This window comes from Streptomyces sp. DSM 116793, assembly GCF_057320905.1.
In genome coordinates this window covers 3739322-3756871 of record NZ_CM170494.1, presented here as the reverse complement: position 1 = coordinate 3756871, position 17550 = coordinate 3739322, and the positions used below count along the sequence as shown (strand labels likewise).

Here is a 17550-nt window from a genome sequence, read left to right as displayed (position 1 = left end):
AGCGGGCGCTCCCCCTATCGGGGGCCCGCCGGGGTGAACGACACCGGCAGGTCCCGGAGGCCGCGCATGATCAGGCCGCCGCGCCAGCGCAGGTCCGCCGGGTCGGCGGCGAGGCGGAGATCGGGCAGCCGGCGCAGCAGCGTCGCGAGCGCGGTGCGCCCCTCCAGCCGGGCGAGCGGGGCGCCCAGGCAGTAGTGGATGCCGTGGCCGTACCCGAGGTGCGGGTTGTCGCGCCGAGCGAGGTCGAGTGTGTCCGGCCGCGCGAACCGCTCGGGGTCCCGGTCGGCGGCCGCCAGCACCACGAGCACCGGCTCGCCCTCGGCGATCCGCTGCCCGCCGATCTGAAGGGGACGGGTGGCGAAGCGCCAGGTCGCCAGCTCCACCGGACCGTCGAAGCGCAGCAGCTCCTCTATGCCGCTCTCCAGCAGGTCCGCCTCGCCGCGCGCCAGCGACCCCGCCAGGGCGCGGCGCTGCGCGGGGTGCGTGAGCAGCGCGTAGGTGCCGTTGCCGATCAGGTTCACGGTGGTCTCGAAACCGGCGAAGAGCAGCACGAAGCACATGGCCGCCGCCTCGTTCCCGGTGAGGTGCTCGCCGTGGTCGGAGGCCCGGATCAGGCCGGAGATCAGGTCCTCGCCGAGATCGGAGCGCTTGCGGTCGATCAGTTCGGTGAGGTAGCCGCGCATCTTCTTGACGGCCCTGCCGACGCCCCCGCGCGGCCCGCCGCCGTGCCGGATCATCATCCCGGCCCAGTCCCGGAAGTCGTCCTGGTCCTCGGCCGGTACGCCCAGCATGTCGCAGATGGCGTAGATCGGGAGGGGGAAGGCGAACTCGTGGATGAGGTCCGCGGAGCCCCGCCCCGCGAAGCCGTCGATGAGGCGGTCGGTCAGCTCCTGGACGCGGGGTGCGAAGGCGGCGACCCGGCGCGGCGTGAAGGCCTTCGACACCAGCCGCCTGAGCCGGGTGTGGTCCGGCGGGTCGATGTTGAGCAGGTGCGTCATCAGCTCGGCCTTGCGCTCGCCGGGGATGCCGGTGCGGCCCTGGGCGTGGGCGGGCTCGGCGTGGTGCGCCGGGTTCTTGCTGAGCCGGGGGTCCGCCAGTGCCTCGCGGGCGTCGGCGTACCGGGTCACCAGCCATGCCTCGACACCGCTCGGCAGCCGCGTCCACCGCACCGGCGCGTGCTCGCGCAGCCAGGCGTAGGCGGGGTACGGGTCCGCGGCGAAGGCCTGGGTGAACAGCTCGGGGGGCGCGTCGGGGCGGGGCACGTCTCTCACGCCCCGACGGTAACCGGTGTGTGCCGCGCACCCGCCCCGGGTGCGCCACCGGGCACGGCAGACGGGCGGTACTCGGCGGCCGGCGGAACCATCGGCTCCGGCGTGCCGGAGTGCCGTCCCCCACGAAAAGCTGATGCCCCGTCAGGAACGTGACACCGATGTGATCTCCGCTGCATCGACTTGTGACAGGCGTTCGAGACCGCTACGTTCACGTCAACCGGCAGGCGTGGTCACATGTGTCACACCTGCCACACCTGTACGACCCGTTTCGTTTGCACCGTCGTCACATCTGTTGCGGCATCCGTCACGCGAAAGGCTTGCGCATGCTCTCCGGGAACGGCCGGCACCGTCGCCCCCGTCAGGCCCCCGCCCTCGTCGTCGCGGCAGGAGTGACCGGCTCCGCCATCGCCATCCCGCTGCTCGGCGCGGCGAGCGCGCACGCCGCGGACGGCACCACGTGGAACCGCCTCGCGGACTGCGAGAGCGGCGGCTCGTGGAGCGCGAACCCCGGCAACGGCTACTACGGCGGCCTCCAGCTCTCCCAGAACATGTGGGTGCTCTACGGCGGCCTGGACTACGCGCCGCGCGCCGACCAGGCCAGCAGGGCGGAGCAGATCGCCGTCGCCGAGAAGGTGCTCGCGGACCGGGGTCCCGGGGCGTGGCCGGGGTGTGCCGACATCACCGGGCTCGGCGGGAAGGGCGGCGGCTCGTCGGCGCAGGACCCGTCGGGCTCCGGCGGCGGCGGGAGCCCGGCTCCGTCGGCGAGCACGGGCTCCGGTGGGGAGTCGTCCGGCGCGTCCGGGGCCTCCGGTGCGTCGGGTGGGCCTGGTGCCTCCGGCGCGTCCGGCAGTTCCGTTTCATCCGGCGCGTCCGGCGCGTCCGGCTCGGCCGGGGCGTCCGACTCGTCCGGGTCGGCTGGAGCGTCCGGCTCGTCCGGTACGAGTGGGGGTGCTTCGGGTGCGTCCACGGGTGCTCCGTCCGATGCATCCGGTTCATCCTCTTCGTCCGGTGCTGGGGCCTCGTCGGGTGCGGCCGGCGAGGACGGCTCCCCTGGCGGCGGCCACGGTGCCACGCCGACGGGGGCGGCTGCCGGCTCCGGCGGTGCGGGTGCTTCCGACGGTTCCGGCCGGCACCGCGGCGACCGCGCGCACGAGGCGCACCGGGGGTCCACGAGCGCCGGCGCGGACGACTCCCGGGGCGCGGGCCGGCACGCCTCGCGCGGCGCGGGCGAGGAGGGTCGCGGCGTCGGCGAGGGCCTGTACAAGGTGCGGCCCGGCGACAACCTCTGGGACATCGCCGAGTCGCACGAGGTGAAGGGCGGCTGGCCGGCGCTGTATGACGCCAACAAGAAGACAGTCGGGGCCGATCCGGATCTGATCCTCCCTGGCCAGACCCTTGATCTTTCCTGAACTCTTCCCGAAACTTCTTGATCTTTACTGCTGAATCGGGCGAAAAACGGCGGAAGTTCGGCCTGTTCTGTCCGGTTTGCTCGAATGAGAGATGGGTCTCACCAACCCCAGTTCACTTTGAAATCCGGCGCATCAGCTGTTTACCGTCATGTCCGCTCGCCACAGGCGGGCACCGACGGACGCCACGCCGAATCCTGCCGGCGTCCGTACGGGAACAGTCGTCGCGTCGAAGCGCCGTAGGCAGGAGCGGGGGACCCAAGGTAAGCGCCGGCCCCACCGGGCGGCTGTGCAGGCCCGTACGACCACGGGACGAGCAGCGGCACGGGGAGCGGACCGGCTAGGGGTGAAGTCGCGCGCAAGCCGCGCGGCCGGGCAAAACCTCCCCACGCTCGCGAGAGCGGGGGATACCCCATCGGCCCGAACCCGACAGCTCACCTCGCAGGCGTCGGTGAGGGGATCACTTCATGCTGCTTTCCGGCAAGGGCCGGCACCGCCGCCCGACCGCGCTCAACCGCACCACCCGTGCCGTCGCCATCGCCGGTGTCGCCGGCGCCGCCGTCGCCGTCCCGCTGGTCAGCGCGGGCAGCGCCTCGGCCGCCACCGCCTCCGAGTGGGACAAGGTCGCCCAGTGCGAGTCCAGTGGCAACTGGTCGATCAACACCGGTAACGGCTTCTACGGCGGCCTTCAGTTCACCCAGTCCACCTGGGCCGCGTACGGCGGCACCGCCTACGCGCCGCGCGCCGACCTGGCCACCAAGGACCAGCAGATAGCCGTCGCCGAGAAGGTCCTCGCAGGGCAGGGCAAGGGCGCCTGGCCGGTCTGCGGCACCGGGCTGAGCAGCACCGCGTACAGCGGTGGCTCGGGCTCCACGGGCTCGGGCTCCGCCGGCCAGACCCAGCAGGGCGCCGTCTCCCCGCAGACCCAGAACACCGCCGACGAGAAGCCGGTCAGCCGGGGCTCGCAGCACGCCGCGCGCTCCCAGCACCGGCAGACGGTGACCACGCCGACCGGCAAGAAGGTCAAGAAGGGCGACGGCGAGTACAAGGTCAAGAAGGGTGACACGCTCAGCGACATCGCCCACGACCACCACGTCAAGGGCGGCTGGCACAAGCTGTACAAGCTGAACGACGACATCGTCGACAACCCGTCGCTGATCTACCCCGGCCAGCAGCTCCACCTCCACTGAGCCGTCCCGGCTCCCCGGTTCGCCCCGCCTCGGTGCGTCGTCCCCCCGGACGCGCCGGGGCGGGGCTCTTCGTGCCTCCGGCACCCCCGAGGGGGCGCGGGGGACCGCGCGCCCGGCTCCCCGCGGCCGGTGGCCGGTGCCTGCCCCTGTCGGGGCGCGCCGTGCGGGCCGGGGCCGGTGGCCGGCCCCCGGCCGGTTAGGCTCATGCCGCAAGGCCCAAGAAACGCACAAGCCAAGCGTCACATCCCAGAAGGAGATGCTCGTGCCGTCCATCGACGTCGTCGTAGCCCGGGAAATCCTGGACTCCCGAGGCAACCCCACCGTCGAGGTCGAGGTCGGCCTCGACGACGGCAGCACCGGCCGCGCCGCCGTGCCCTCCGGCGCCTCCACGGGCGCGTTCGAGGCGCTGGAGCTCCGCGACAAGGACGCCAGCCGCTACGGCGGCAAGGGCGTCGAGAAGGCCGTCCTCGCCGTGATCGAGCAGATCGGCCCGGAGCTGGTCGGCTACGACGCCACCGAGCAGCGCCTGATCGACCAGGCGATGTTCGACCTCGACGCCACCCCGGACAAGTCGAGCCTCGGCGCCAACGCCATCCTGGGCGTCTCGCTCGCCGTCGCGCACGCCGCCTCCGAGGCCTCCGACCTCCCCCTCTTCCGCTACCTGGGCGGCCCGAACGCGCACCTGCTGCCGGTGCCGATGATGAACATCCTGAACGGCGGCTCGCACGCCGACTCGAACGTCGACATCCAGGAGTTCATGATCGCCCCGATCGGCGCGGAGTCCTTCTCGGAGGCCCTGCGCTGGGGCGCCGAGGTCTACCACAAGCTGAAGGCGGTCCTGAAGGAGCGCGGCCTGTCCACCGGCCTCGGCGACGAGGGCGGTTTCGCGCCGAACCTCGGCTCCAACCGTGAGGCGCTCGACCTCATCCTGGAGGCCGTCAAGGAGGCCGGCTACACCCCCGGCCAGCAGATCGCCCTCGCGCTCGACGTCGCCGCGTCCGAGTTCTACAAGGACGGCGTCTACCTCTTCGAGGGCAAGGAGCGCACCGCCGCCGAGATGACGGAGTACTACGAGGAGCTGGTGGCCGCCTACCCGCTGGTCTCCATCGAGGACCCGCTGTTCGAGGACGACTGGGCCGGCTGGCAGACCATCACCGAGAAGCTCGGCGAGAAGGTCCAGCTCGTCGGCGACGACCTGTTCGTCACCAACCCGGAGCGGCTGGCCCGCGGCATCGAGGAGGGCGCCGCCAACGCCCTGCTGGTCAAGGTGAACCAGATCGGCTCCCTGACGGAGACCCTGGACGCCGTCGAGCTTGCCCAGCGCAACGGCTTCAAGTGCATGATGTCGCACCGCTCCGGCGAGACCGAGGACGTCACCATCGCCGACCTGGCCGTCGCCACCAACTGCGGTCAGATCAAGACCGGCGCCCCGGCCCGCTCCGAGCGCGTCGCCAAGTACAACCAGCTGCTGCGCATCGAGGAGATCCTCGACGACGCCGCGGTGTACGCGGGGCGCAGCGCCTTCCCGCGATTTCGCCCGGAGAGCGAGTAGGAACGGCGCGCAGCGCGTCGGCAGGGACGACCTCTGGCGGCTGCGCCGGTACGGCAGAGCGCATGCCCCCGCGCCCGGCGGGGGCACCGTCTGACACTCGCGGATCCCGCCGTCCCCGCCCGCGGTCCCGTACCGTGTGCGGGGACACCGGCACATTCAGGGGAGGCGGGAACAGATGCCCGGAAAGGACCGGGACACGGGCCGCGACCGGTTCTCCACCGCGACCCGGCTGCGGCTGCTCGGCGAGCAGACGGCCGCCCGTGTCTACCGCTCCCAGAGCAGGCGCCAGGCCCGCCGCTCCCGGCTCACCGGCCGTGCGGCGGTGCTCGCCCTGGTGCTCTGCTCGCTGATCGTGGCGCTGGCGTACCCGATGCGGCAGTACGTCTCGCAGCGCGCCGAGATCGGCGACATGCGCCGCGAGATGGAGCAGGACCGTGCCCGCGTCGAGAAGCTGCGCGACCAGAAGGCCCGCTGGCAGGACGACGCCTACGCGGAGCAGCAGATCCGCAAGCGGCTGCACTACGTGAGACCCGGCGAGACCGGGTACACGGTCGTGCGGCCGAGGTCCGACGAGCGGTCGAGCACCGACGAGGGCTCCCGGGCGCCCGCCGTACGGCCCTGGTACGCGCATGTGTGGGAGACCGTGGACCGTGCGGACGAGGCGGGGGACGGCGGCGGGCCCGGCGGTGCGGAGAGCCCCGGCCACCCGGCTCCGGGCGGCCCCTGAGTCCGTGGGGCCGGCCGCCGGGGCGACCTCCGAGCACCGCGCGGTGTGCCCGGCGCTCGTCGCCGCCCGACCACCGTGGCCCCACCGGCCACGGCAGCCGACCATCGGCCGCAGCGCCGGCCACCGGCCGCCCGGGTCCGCCGGCCATCCGCGAGCCCACGGCCCTCAATCCCGCCCCTGTCCTCCACCTCCTCCACCTCCTCCCCTTCCTCCCCCCGACCCCCTTTGCGGCCCACCGACCGCCCCGTCATCCGACCCACCGATGAGAGACACCACCCCGGCCATGCAGACGCCCCCGCCGCCCACCGAGCGCACCGAGCCGACCGAAGCGGACATCGCGGCCTGTACGCGGCAGCTCGGCCGTACCCCGCGCGGCCTGCGGGCCGTCGCGCACCGCTGCCCGTGCGGGCTGCCCGACGTCGTCGAGACGGCGCCCCGGCTGCCCGACGGCTCGCCGTTCCCGACGCTGTACTACCTCACCTGTCCGCGGGCCGCCTCCGCGATCGGCACGCTGGAGGCCGAGGGCGTCATGAAGGAGATGACGGACCGGCTGCGCACCGATCCGGAGCTGGCCGCGGCGTACCGGCGGGCGCACGAGGACTACCTGCGGCGCAGGGACGAGATCGAGGAGCTGACCGGGTTCCCCAGCGCCGGTGGCATGCCGGACCGGGTGAAGTGCCTGCACGTGCTGGTCGCCCACTCGCTCGCGGCGGGCCCCGGCGTCAACCCGCTCGGCGACGAGGCGCTGGCGATGCTTCCGGAGTGGTGGCGCAAGGGCCCGTGCGTCCAGGCCGACGCGGACTGAGCGCCACCGGTACGCAGTGCTCGGTGCCCCGGCGCACGCCGCCCCCGCCGGCGATCGACGCCACGCCGCACCGCCGTCGCCCACGCACCGCCGTCGCCCACGCGCCCCGGCGCGCGCCCACACACGCGCCACGGCCCAAGCCGGCGCGCCCGTGCACGACGCGCACCCCCTGCCCGTAGGAACCGCGGCGGGCGCCACCCGCGCCCGCCACGCGCCCGCCACCGCCCCGTACGCCGGTGCCCACCACGTTCCCCCCACGTACCACCCATGGGCCACGGCCCATGGCCTCGGCCTCGTCCCCGTATCCGACAGGAGCCCCGATGACCCGTGTCGCCGCCATCGACTGCGGTACCAACAGCCTCCGGCTGCTCATCGCCGACGTTCATCCCGGGACCGGTGAGCTGACCGACGTCGAGCGCACCATGGAGATCGTCCGGCTCGGGCAGGGCGTGGACAAGACGGGGCGGTTCGCCGAGGAGGCCCTGGAGCGGACGTTCCGGGTGTGCCGGCGGTACGCGGAGCTGATCGAGCGGCACGGTGCCCGGCGGGTGCGGTTCGTGGCGACGTCCGCCTCCCGGGACGTGGCCAACCGGGACGCGTTCACCGAAGGCGTCCGGGGCATCCTGGGCGTGCCGCCGGAGGTCGTCACCGGGGAGACGGAGGCGGCGTTCTCCTTCACCGGCGCCACCCGGGACCTCCTCGGGCGGACCGATGTGCCGGGGCCCTACCTGGTCGTCGACATCGGCGGCGGCTCCACGGAGTTCGTGCTCGGCGAGGACCGGGTGGCGGCGGCGCGCAGCGTGGACATCGGCTGTGTGCGGATGACGGAGCGGCACCTCGTGCGGGACGGCGCGGTGACCGACCCGCCCGAGCCCGGCCAGGTCGAGGCCATACGGGCCGATGTCGAGGCGGCGCTCGACCTCGCCGCCGAGACCGTGCCGCTCACCGGGGCCCGCAGCCTCGTCGGGCTGGCCGGGTCGGTCACCACGGTCGCGGCCATCGCGCTCGGCCTGACGGAGTACGATCCGGCGGCCATCCACCACGCGCGCGTGCCGCGCGACAAGGTCGCCGGGATCACCCGTTCCCTGCTCACCGCCACCCACGCCGAGCGCGCCGCGATCCCCGTGATGCACCCGGGCCGGGTCGACGTGATCGGCGCCGGCGCCCTCATCCTCTTGGCGATCATGGAGCGCACCGGCGCCGAGGAGGTCGTCGTGAGCGAGCACGACATCCTGGACGGCATCGCTCACTTCGCGGCGAGCGAGGTGCGTTGAGGGGTGGTGCCCGGTGGTCCCGGTGCCGGGTGGGGCGTCACAGGTTGCGGTAGACGTCCCGCCGGTCGCCCACCTTGACAACGAGGACGACGAGTTCGCCATCGTTGATCTGGTAGGCGATCCGGTGGCTTCCGACCCGGAGGCGGTAGAGCCCGGACGGGCCGGTGAGCTTCTTGACGTCGGCGTCCTGGCGGTACGGGTCGTCACCGAGTGCGGTCAACGCGGTCAGGATGCGCATGGCGTCGGGTCGGCTGATCGCCCGAAGCTGACGCTGTGCCGCCGTGGTGAACCGGAAGGCGTACTTCACGCCGCCTCGCCGTCCTGCTCGGTGAAGAGGTCTGCCAGCAGTTCAGCCATCGTCACGGTAGTGCCGCCCTCCGCCAGTACAGCTTCGGCCTCGCGCGCCAGCATCACATCGGCCGCTTCCTCCAATGCTTCGAAGTCCGAGATCGGCACCACGGCGGCCACCGGGGCGCCATTGCGCGTGATGACAGTCGGGACGCCTTCCTCAGCCCGGTTGATGTGGTCGGCGAGGTGTGCGCGGGCTTCCCGTACGGTCACGGTGTTCTCAGTCATGAGGTCAGTGTACGCGTGCACGTGTACACGTTGGCGTCCGTTGGGGGTCGCGTTCGTGAGCGATGCTCGACGGCATCGCGTACGAGGTGGCCCTGGAGGGTCGCTGACCGGGATGCCGTGGGACGGTGTACGCGGAGTGGGTACCCGGTGCCGCGGGTGCGGCGTGCCGCCCCTCCCTCGTCCCCAACTGGCCGTCGGCAGAGGGGCGTAGGAGGGGGGAGTCCGCCGCGGGTGCCGCGCCGGAACCGGTGCCTCCGCGGGGTCTCCGCAGGGCCTCCGCGGAGGCCCGCAGAGCCCGCGTGGCGGTCCGTGGCGGGACCGTGTGAACGCCCTCTCCGGAAAAGTTCGTGAAGTTCTTCACAAGGAATTGGCCCCGGTAGGGGCAGCTTGCGGGGTGTCATCCGCCTCTGGAAGGGGCGCAGGGTCCCTGCCGCCCACTACGGCCCGATGGCGGGAATGTGTCACTCCGATGAAAAGGGGCCGTGGCGCAGACCACACTCAGCCTCTGAGGGGCAGCTCACAGGGGGTGGTCCGGGGGAGGCGGTGGAAGGGGGCGGTCGACGGTTCACGGGGCCGACACGTGCACCCGGGCGCCCCCGGTCGCGGTGGCCGTGCAGGGTAACACACCTCCCCGCGAACCTTGTGAAGGGGCGCACGAGACCCCCCTCCGGTCGGGTGGATACTCGATGGCATGAGCACCACGGAGCGTCCCAGGATCCTCGTAGTAGGCGGTGGGTACGTAGGCCTGTACGCAGCTCGTCGCATTCTGAAGAAGATGCGCTACGGCGAGGCGACCGTCACGGTCGTCGACCCGCGCTCGTACATGACGTACCAGCCCTTCCTTCCAGAAACCGCGGCCGGCAGCATCTCGCCCCGGCACGTCGTCGTGCCGCTGCGGCGCGTGCTTCCCAAGGCCGAGGTCCTCACCGGCCGTGTCACCGGCATCGACCAGGACCGCAGGGTCGCCACCGTCGCTCCGCTGGTCGGTGAGGCGTACGAGCTGCCCTTCGACTACCTGGTGATCGCGCTCGGCGCCGTCTCCCGGACCTTCCCGATCCCCGGCCTCGCCGAGCAGGGCATCGGCATGAAGGGCATCGAGGAGGCCATCGGCCTGCGCAACCACGTCCTCGAGCAGCTCGACAAGGCCGACTCCACCACCGATGAGGAGGTCCGCCGCAAGGCGCTGACCTTCGTCTTCGTCGGCGGCGGCTTCGCCGGTGCGGAGACCGTCGGCGAGGTGGAGGACATGGCGCGGGACGCCGCGAAGTACTACACCAACGTCAGCCGCGAGGACATGCGCTTCGTCCTCGTGGACGTCGCCGACAAGATCCTCCCCGAGGTCGGCCCCAAGCTCGGTGCGTACGGCAAGGAGCACCTGGAGAGCCGGGGTGTCGAGGTCTACCTGAAGACCGGCATGGACTCCTGCGTCGACGGTCACGTGGTGCTGAACAACGGCCTCGAGGTGGACTCCAACACGATCGTGTGGACCGCCGGCGTCAAGCCCAACCCGGTGCTGGCCCGCTACGGCCTGCCGCTCGGCCCGCGCGGCCATGTGGACACCGCGGCCACCCTCCAGGTGCAGGGCACCGACTACATCTGGGCCGCGGGCGACAACGCCCAGATCCCGGACCTCGCCGCCCGGAAGGCCGGCGTCGAGAACGCCTGGTGCCCGCCGAACGCCCAGCACGCGCTCCGCCAGGCCCGGGTCCTCGGCGACAACGTGGTCTCCGCGATGCGCGGCTTCCCGCAGCGCGAGTACAGCCACGCCAACAAGGGTGCGGTGGCCGGGCTCGGCCTGCACAAGGGCGTCGCGATGATCGTGGCCGGCAAGATGAAGATCAAGGTGCGCGGGCGTCTCGCCTGGTACATGCACCGTGGGTACCACGGTCTGGCCATGCCGACCTGGAACCGGAAGATCCGCGTCTTCGCCGACTGGACCCTCGGCATGTTCCTCAAGCGCGAGGTCGTCTCGCTCGGGGCGATCGAGTCCCCGCGCGAGGAGTTCTACGAGGCGGCGAAGCCCGCGCCGGCGCCCGCGGTGCGGAAGGAGGCCTCGGTGGCCTCGTCTTCCGGCGGCGAGAAGGCCAAGGCTTCCTGACGTCCTGGGCCGGCCGCCGGCCCCCGCCCTCCCCGAAGGGGCGCCCGCCATCCGTGGTGCGGGCGCCCCTTCGGCGTTCCCGCGCCTCCGACCACCGGCCGGTGGTGGGGCGATGGTGGGTTGCGCGCGCCGTTTCCCGCGCCCTTGAGGGCAGCCGGGGGCGCCCGCACGTAAGGCCCGCCCGGAAAGGGCGCGGGGAACGGCCGGGGGTACTCCCACGCCTTCCAGGCAGGGGGGACGGCCACGGCGAGGCCGTCGGGGTGCCACCGGCCGAAGGAGGGCCGTTTGCGTCGTGTCCCGGCCACCGGCCGGTGGGGGCTGATGTGTGGTCTATACAGTCACCTTTGCCGTTCCATGACGCCGGACGGGACTGCGGGAGAGGGCCGCCCGTGTTTACGTGGTGTCGGACGGTTCCGGGATCGACGTCACGGAGGTGTGTGCCATGCCGGAAGCCGCGCAGCGGCTGAGGACGCTTGCCGAACAGCTGCTGGGAGCCCCGCTCCCACTGCGCCTGCGGGCCTGGGACGGTTCCGAGGCGGGCCCGCCCGATACCCCCGTACTGGCCGTACGGAACCGCCGCGCCCTGCGCCGCCTGCTCTGGAAGCCGGGTGAACTGGGCCTCGCGCGCGCCTGGGTCGCCGGCGAACTCGATGTCGAGGGCGACCTCTACCGCGCCCTCGACCTGATGGCGGGCCTCATCTGGGAGCGCGGCACCGAAGCCGCACACCCGGACGCGGCCGGGGCCGCGGAGGGCACGGCCCCGGTGGACGCCCTGGGTGCCGCGGGCACCGGCGGCGTGAAGGGCCTCAAGGCCGCGCTCGACGCGCTGCGCGACCCCGCCGTGCGCTCCGCACTCCAGGAGTTCGCGGCGCTCGCCGGCCCCCTGCCGCCCCCGCCCCCGCCCCCCGAGGAGATGCGCAGGACCCGCCGCGGCCACCTGCACACCAAGAGCAGCGACAAGGAGGCCATCAGCCACCACTACGACGTCGGCAACGACTTCTACGAGCTGGTGCTCGGCCCGTCGATGGTCTACTCCTGCGCGTACTGGGAGCACCCGGACGCGACCCTGGAGGACGCCCAGCGCGACAAGCTCGACCTCGTCGCCCGCAAACTCGACCTGAAGCCGGGCCAGCGGCTGCTGGACGTGGGCTGCGGCTGGGGCTCCATGGCGCTGCACGCGGCACGTGAGCACGGTGCCCAGGTCGTCGGCGTCACGCTCTCCTCGGAACAGGCCGCCTACGCCCGCAAGCGGGCCGCCGACGAGGGCCTGGCCGACCGGGTCGAGATCCGGGTCCAGGACTACCGCGACGTCAGGGACGGGCCCTACGACGCGATCTCCTCCATCGGCATGGCCGAGCACGTCGGCGCGGCGCGCTACCTGGAGTACGCCCAGGACCTGTACGCGCTGCTGAAGCCCGGCGGACGGCTGCTGAACCACCAGATCGCGCGCCGCCCGCAGGCCGACGAGTCCGCCTACCAGGTGGACAAGTTCATCGACGCCTACGTCTTCCCGGACGGCGAGCTGGCCCCGGTGGGCACCACCGTGTCGCTGCTGGAGCGCGCCGGGTTCGAGGTGCGGGACCTGGAGTCCATCCGCGAGCACTACGCGCTCACGCTGCGCCGCTGGGTGGCCAACCTGGAGGCCGACTGGCAGCGCGCCGTGCGGCTCACCAGCCCGGGCCGCGCCCGGGTCTGGCGCCTGTACATGGCGGCCTCCGCGCTGTCCTTCGAGCGCAACCGCATCGGTGTCAACCAGCTCCTCGCCGTGAAGACGCCCGCCCCGGGCACCTCCGGGATGCCCCTGCGGTCCCGCACCTGGAACTGACGCGACCGCGCCCCGTACCCGTGGCGCCGGGCGCCCCGTACTTGTGGCGCCGGGGAACGCCCCGTACGCGTACGCCGGGGACGGAGAACGCTCCTGGGGAGTCCATGACCGATGGGCTCCCCAGGAGCGTTTCCCCGGGGGGCGGCACCGAGCCCGGCGCCACCCCCGGCGGCGGCCCGGGCCCCGTGGGGGCGGGTCCGGACCGCCGGGCCCCGGGGCGGGCGGTAGCCGGGCCCCGGGGCGGCCGTGGGCGCTACTCCGCGTGGATCGCGCTCAGCATGTTGAGCCGGGCCGCGCGCCGCGCCGGCCACATCGCCGCCAGCACGCCCACGATCGCGGCCAGCACCAGGAAGATCACCATCCGGCCCCAGGGCAGCACCATCGTGTAGGTGTCGAGCTGGGAGGCGATCGTCCTTCCCGCCGCCCAGCCGAAGAACACCCCGAGGCCGACGCCCAGCACCCCGCCGAAGAGGGAGATGACCACCGACTCCAGGCGCACCATCCGCTTCACCGCGGACCGGTCGAGGCCGATGGCGCGCAGCATGCCGATCTCCTGGGCGCGCTCGAAGACGGACATGGCGAGGGTGTTGATCACGCCGAGCACCGCGATGACGACCGCCATGGCCAGCAGGCCGTAGAGCATGTTCAGCATCAGCGTGATCTGCTTCGCGAGCTGATCGGAGACGTCCTGCTTGTCCTGCACGAGGACGGCCGGGTTGTTCCCGAGCGCACGCTCGATGGCGTCCTTCGTGGCGGCATCGGGGCCGTGTGCCGTCTTCACCAGGACCTGCATGTCGGTCGGGTCGCTCTGGTGCGGGCGCAGCGCGGTGTCGTCCATCAGGATGCCCTGGATCATGTCGTTGCCGCGGTAGACGCCCGCCACGGTCAGCCGCTCGCTCCTGCCGTCCTCGAAGGTGGCCCGGACGGTGTCCCCGGCCCGCCAGTGCTGCGCGTCGGCGGTCTTGTCGTCGACGACGACGTCCCGTCCCGACACCTTGAACGAGCCGCCGGTCACGGTCAGGTCGGTGAGCCGGCCGATGTCGTGGCCGTTCACGCCCGTCAGGTAGTGGCGGTGGCCGTCGACCTGGGCCGGCGCGTTGCTCATCGGGCTGCTCGCCGTGACGCCGTCGGTGTGCGCGATGGTCCGCGCCACATCGGACGCGAGCGGGTTGTAGTTCGCCATGGAGACGACGTAGTCCGCCTTCAGCGCGGAGACCGCCATCTTGTCGATGGCCTGCTGGGCGCTGCCCGCGATGACGGTCAGGCCGGTGATCAGGGTGAGGCCGATCATCAGGGCGGAGGCGGTCGCCGCGGTGCGCCGCGGGTTGCGCACCGAGTTCTGCCGGGCCAGCTTCCCGGAGACCCCGAAGATCCGCAGCAGCGGTGCGGCGGCCGCGATCAGCGGCCGGGACAGCAGCGGTGTCAGCACGAAGACGCCGATCACCAGGACGGCCGCGCCCATGCCCACCACGGGCCGGCCGGTGTCGGCGTCCATCCGGGTGCCGGCGATCACCAGGACGGCGCCGGCGGCGGCGATCAGCGCCCCGATGGTGTTGCGCAGCACCAGCGACCGGGTGGTCGGCTGGGCGTGCACGCTGCTCATCGCGGCCACCGGGGGGATCTTGGCGGCCCTGCGGCCCGGCAGCCAGGCCGCGAGGACGGTGACGACGATGCCGACCGCGAGCGCCGTCGCGATGGTGCCCGGCGACACCACGAGCGGCCCGTCGGGCACGGTGGTGCTGTCCATGGACGCGATCAGGGACTTCATGCCCGCCCCGATGCCGATCCCGGCGATCAGGCCGGTGACGGCCGCGACCGCGCCCACCACCAGCGCTTCGAGCAGCACGGACCTGGTCACCTGCCGGCGGGAGGCGCCGACGGCGCGCAGCAGCGCCAGTTCCTTGGTGCGCTGGGCGACCAGCATCGTGAAGGTGTTGGCGATGATGAAGATGCCGACGAAGAGGGCGATGCCGGCGAACGCGAGGAGCCCCGTCTTCATGTTGCTCATGGACGAGGCGATGCTGCGTGCCTGGTCGTCGGCGAGCTCCTGACCGGTCTCGGTGCGCACCGCGTCCTTGGGCAGCGCATGGTCGAGCGCGTCCTGGAGCTGGACCTGGCTGGTGCCCGGGGCGGCCTTGACGTCGATCTCGTCGTACCGGCCCTCCTCGTGGAAGAGCCGCTGGGCGGTGGCCGTGTCGAACAGCGTGAGGCTGCCGCCGGCGGCCACGTACCCGTCGTGGGTGGTGAAGATGCCGGAGATGGTGGGGGTCAGCACGGGGCCGTCGACGGACATCCGGACGTGGTCGCCGACGTGGTAGCCGGCGCGGTCGGCGGTCCTGGCGTCGAGCGCGACCTCGTCCGGGCCCTTGGGCGGGCGGCCGTCCCGTAGCGGGTAGCGCGGGTCCTTGTCGCCCCAGTAGTTGCCGCCCTCGGACCGGAAGCCCCCGCCGAGCAGCTTGCCGTGCTTGTCGGAGACCGCCGTGAAGCCCTGTACGACCCCGGTGGCGGAGGCCGCGCCGGGCGCCTTCTCGGCGCTCACCCGCAGCCGTTCGGTCAGCTTGGGGTCCTTGTCCGGGGTGTCGGAGGAGGAGGCGCCGCCCGGCGTGACGGCGACGTCCACCTGGTCGTACCCCATGGACGAGCTCTTCTGGTAGGCGTCGGAGATGGTGTTGGTGAAGACGAGCGTGCCGGCCACGAACGCCACGCCGAGCATCACGGCGAGCACGGTCATCAGCAGCCTGGCCTTGTGCGCAAGGACATTGCGCAGGGCTGTACGGAACATGTGAGGTCCTGTGGGGGAGGGTCAGGCGGAGCGGTGCGCGGCACCCTGGGCGGTGGTGTGGGGCGTGCCGGTGCCGCCGGGCAGCATCCGCATGCGGTCCAGCACGGCGTCCGCGGACGGTCCGTACAGCTCGTCGACGATGCGGCCGTCGGCGAGGAAGATCACCCGGTCCGCGTAGGCGGCGGCGACCGGGTCGTGGGTGACCATGACGACGGTCTGGCCGAGCTGGCGCACCGAGTTCCGCAGGAAGCCCAGCACCTCGGCGCCGGCGCGGGAGTCGAGGTTCCCGGTCGGCTCGTCGCCGAAGATGATCTCGGGCCGGGAGGCCAGGGCGCGGGCCACCGCGACGCGCTGCTGCTGGCCGCCGGAGAGCTCGGAGGGGCGGTGCTTCAGCCGGTCGGCTATGCCCAGCATGGTGATCACGTTCTCCAGCCACTGCTGGTCGGGCTTGCGGCCCGCGATGTCCATGGGGAGCGTGATGTTCTCCCGCGCCGTGAGGGTCGGCAGGAGGTTGAACGCCTGGAAGATGAAGCCGATCTTGTCCCGGCGGAGCCGGGTGAGCTGCTTGTCCTTCAGCGCGCCCAGCTCCGTGTCGCCGATCCGCACCGAGCCGGACGAGAAGTCGTCCAGGCCGGCGACGCAGTGCATGAGCGTCGACTTGCCCGATCCGGACGGACCCATGATCGCGGTGAACTCCGCGGCCCGGAAGTCGACGGAGACGCGATCCAGGGCGACCACCTGGGTCTCGCCCTGGCCATAGACCTTGGTCAGTTCCGTGGCACGCGCGGCCACCTGGGTGGTCCGGTCGGCGATGGGGGTGGTGGTCACGGGGGAGCGCTCCTGTCGTACGGGGTTCTGGGGACTGTTCCATCGTGTCGGCCCGGGACGGCGATGTAGTCAGTCGCTGTTCCGGTTCCCGGGGCCGTCTGCGGTCGGACCGGCCGGGCCGCCGTCATACCTGGGGATGACATCCGACCCTCAGAGGGCGCACGCCCGTGTTGACCGCGAGATGATGCCCGATATGCGGCGGGTAACCGTGTCGGGGAACGGTGAATCTCCCCGGGGGTGCGGTGAAATTCCGTCATTCCGTACGGGACGGTGCGGCGGGGCGTAACGGCCTCTGGCGGGTGTGAACAGCTACCGACGCGGTCTGACGGGCCCTCAGGGCTCAATAAAATAAGACAACATCGTTCCATCGCACCGTAGTTCGGGGGAGGCCTCCCGATAGGCTCGGAACCACGACGGAGCGCACGGCCTGCCCGGATGGTGGAATGCAGACACGGCGAGCTTAAACCTCGCTGCCCCTCGCGGGCGTACCGGTTCAAGTCCGGTTCCGGGCACCATCGTTCTGGGCCCTCTGACCTGTGGAAACGGCATGAAGACGCCGTACCGCGGCGGGGTTCGGGAGCACGGTGGGAGCACGGAGCCGCCGGCGTCCCTCGCACGGCGTATACAACGGGCGTATACGGGTTCCGCAGCGGTTCTCCGGTGGTGTCCGCGACAGCCCGCAGGGATGCCGCAGGGGAGGTCGCGCCCGCCGGGGAGGACGGTGGGTTCCGCGAGATCCGTGCCGTGGCTCCGCGATGTGATGAGGGGTCTGTCGCACGCCGGTACCGGCGGTACCGGCGATACCAGCGCCATGCGGCCGACGTGACGCGGTCCGTCCGCGGACGGACCCGGGCCTGACAACCGGACGGGCCCGGCCGGGCCGCGCTCTCGTCGTCAGGCCACGCTCTCGTCGCCGGTCTCCAGGGCGCCCTCGCGGACGGCCGCGGACCACTCCGTGACCAGCCGCTCGTAGGTGCGCCGCTGCTCGGCGGAGAGGCGCCCACCGGCGCGCAGCCACAGCGCACGGATCTCCTCGTTCACCGCGGCGGCGGACCGCGCGGGACGGGAATCAGAAGTCGTGGCCATGTGTGAAGCTTACGGGTAGGCAGGTGAAGGGGGCGTGAATCCCCTCCAACGGTAGGGCGCGGCATCGGGGAGCACCAGCCCTTTTGTGCTCGGAACCCCGGCACGACCGCGCCCGCCCCGCCCCGAAGGG

Annotated in this window: 14 protein-coding genes and 1 tRNA gene; 9 read left to right on the top strand and 6 right to left on the bottom strand. The window is 72.4% G+C overall.

Annotation, left to right across the window (positions count from 1 at the left end):
* Nucleotides 1-14: 14 nt before the first annotated feature.
* A complete protein-coding gene (locus ACSMXW_RS14560) occupies nt 15-1271 on the bottom strand; it encodes a cytochrome P450 family protein (protein ID WP_485806735.1) in 1257 nt (418 codons plus the stop codon).
* 323 nt (nt 1272-1594) lie between these two features.
* Between ACSMXW_RS14560 and ACSMXW_RS14555 the strand changes: the two genes are divergently transcribed.
* From ACSMXW_RS14555 to ACSMXW_RS14530, 6 genes are all read left to right on the top strand, one after another.
* Entirely contained in the window at nt 1595-2680 is a 1086-nt protein-coding gene (locus ACSMXW_RS14555) for a transglycosylase family protein (RefSeq protein ID WP_485806733.1), read from the top strand.
* 464 nt (nt 2681-3144) lie between these two features.
* The gene (locus ACSMXW_RS14550) at nt 3145-3867 is read left to right on the top strand and encodes a transglycosylase family protein (protein WP_485806732.1); all 723 of its coding nucleotides are present in this window, start codon (nt 3145-3147) and stop codon (nt 3865-3867) included.
* Between the two features lie 262 nt (nt 3868-4129).
* Nucleotides 4130-5419 carry a phosphopyruvate hydratase gene (gene eno / locus ACSMXW_RS14545; RefSeq protein ID WP_485806730.1) on the top strand — a complete coding sequence of 430 codons (1290 nt, stop codon included), beginning with the start codon at nt 4130-4132 and terminating at the stop codon, nt 5417-5419.
* Nucleotides 5420-5594: 175 nt separating this feature from the next.
* Nucleotides 5595-6146, top strand: coding sequence for an FtsB family cell division protein (locus ACSMXW_RS14540; RefSeq protein ID WP_485806728.1), 552 nt, complete (start codon nt 5595-5597; stop codon nt 6144-6146).
* A gap of 283 nt (nt 6147-6429) precedes the next feature.
* Nucleotides 6430-6951, top strand: coding sequence for a DUF501 domain-containing protein (locus ACSMXW_RS14535; protein WP_485808036.1), 522 nt, complete (start codon nt 6430-6432; stop codon nt 6949-6951).
* A 320-nt stretch (nt 6952-7271) separates the two neighbouring features.
* A complete protein-coding gene (locus ACSMXW_RS14530) occupies nt 7272-8225 on the top strand; it encodes a Ppx/GppA phosphatase family protein (protein WP_485806726.1) in 954 nt (317 codons plus the stop codon).
* 37 nt (nt 8226-8262) lie between these two features.
* Here the strand turns inward: ACSMXW_RS14530 and ACSMXW_RS14525 are convergent, their stop codons facing one another.
* Both ACSMXW_RS14525 and ACSMXW_RS14520 read right to left on the bottom strand, forming a co-directional pair.
* Nucleotides 8263-8532 carry a type II toxin-antitoxin system RelE family toxin gene (locus tag ACSMXW_RS14525; RefSeq protein WP_485806724.1) on the bottom strand — a complete coding sequence of 90 codons (270 nt, stop codon included), beginning with the start codon at nt 8530-8532 and terminating at the stop codon, nt 8263-8265.
* Entirely contained in the window at nt 8529-8801 is a 273-nt protein-coding gene (locus ACSMXW_RS14520; RefSeq protein WP_048457331.1) for a type II toxin-antitoxin system Phd/YefM family antitoxin, read from the bottom strand. Before ACSMXW_RS14520 ends, ACSMXW_RS14525 begins: the two co-directional genes overlap by 4 nt.
* Before the next feature lie 691 nt (nt 8802-9492).
* Here ACSMXW_RS14520 and ACSMXW_RS14515 point away from each other — a divergent pair.
* Together ACSMXW_RS14515 and ACSMXW_RS14510 are read left to right on the top strand one after the other, a co-directional pair.
* Nucleotides 9493-10899, top strand: coding sequence for an NAD(P)/FAD-dependent oxidoreductase (locus tag ACSMXW_RS14515; protein WP_485806722.1), 1407 nt, complete (start codon nt 9493-9495; stop codon nt 10897-10899).
* 442 nt (nt 10900-11341) lie between these two features.
* On the top strand, nt 11342-12724 hold the full coding sequence (locus ACSMXW_RS14510; protein WP_485806721.1) for a class I SAM-dependent methyltransferase: 1383 nt from the start codon (nt 11342-11344) through the stop codon (nt 12722-12724).
* Between the two features lie 253 nt (nt 12725-12977).
* On the opposite strand, the gene ACSMXW_RS14505 is transcribed toward ACSMXW_RS14510, so the two are convergent.
* Both ACSMXW_RS14505 and ACSMXW_RS14500 read right to left on the bottom strand, forming a co-directional pair.
* A complete protein-coding gene (locus tag ACSMXW_RS14505; RefSeq protein ID WP_485806719.1) occupies nt 12978-15506 on the bottom strand; it encodes an ABC transporter permease in 2529 nt (842 codons plus the stop codon).
* A 21-nt stretch (nt 15507-15527) separates the two neighbouring features.
* The gene (locus ACSMXW_RS14500; RefSeq protein ID WP_485806717.1) at nt 15528-16334 is read right to left on the bottom strand and encodes an ABC transporter ATP-binding protein; all 807 of its coding nucleotides are present in this window, start codon (nt 16332-16334) and stop codon (nt 15528-15530) included.
* Between the two features lie 429 nt (nt 16335-16763).
* On the opposite strand from ACSMXW_RS14500, the gene ACSMXW_RS14495 reads away from it, so the two are divergent.
* A tRNA-Leu gene (locus tag ACSMXW_RS14495) sits at nt 16764-16849 on the top strand.
* A gap of 379 nt (nt 16850-17228) precedes the next feature.
* Here the strand turns inward: ACSMXW_RS14495 and ACSMXW_RS14490 are convergent.
* Entirely contained in the window at nt 17229-17420 is a 192-nt protein-coding gene (locus ACSMXW_RS14490) for a hypothetical protein (RefSeq protein WP_485806715.1), read from the bottom strand.
* Between the last annotated feature and the right edge of the window lie 130 nt (nt 17421-17550).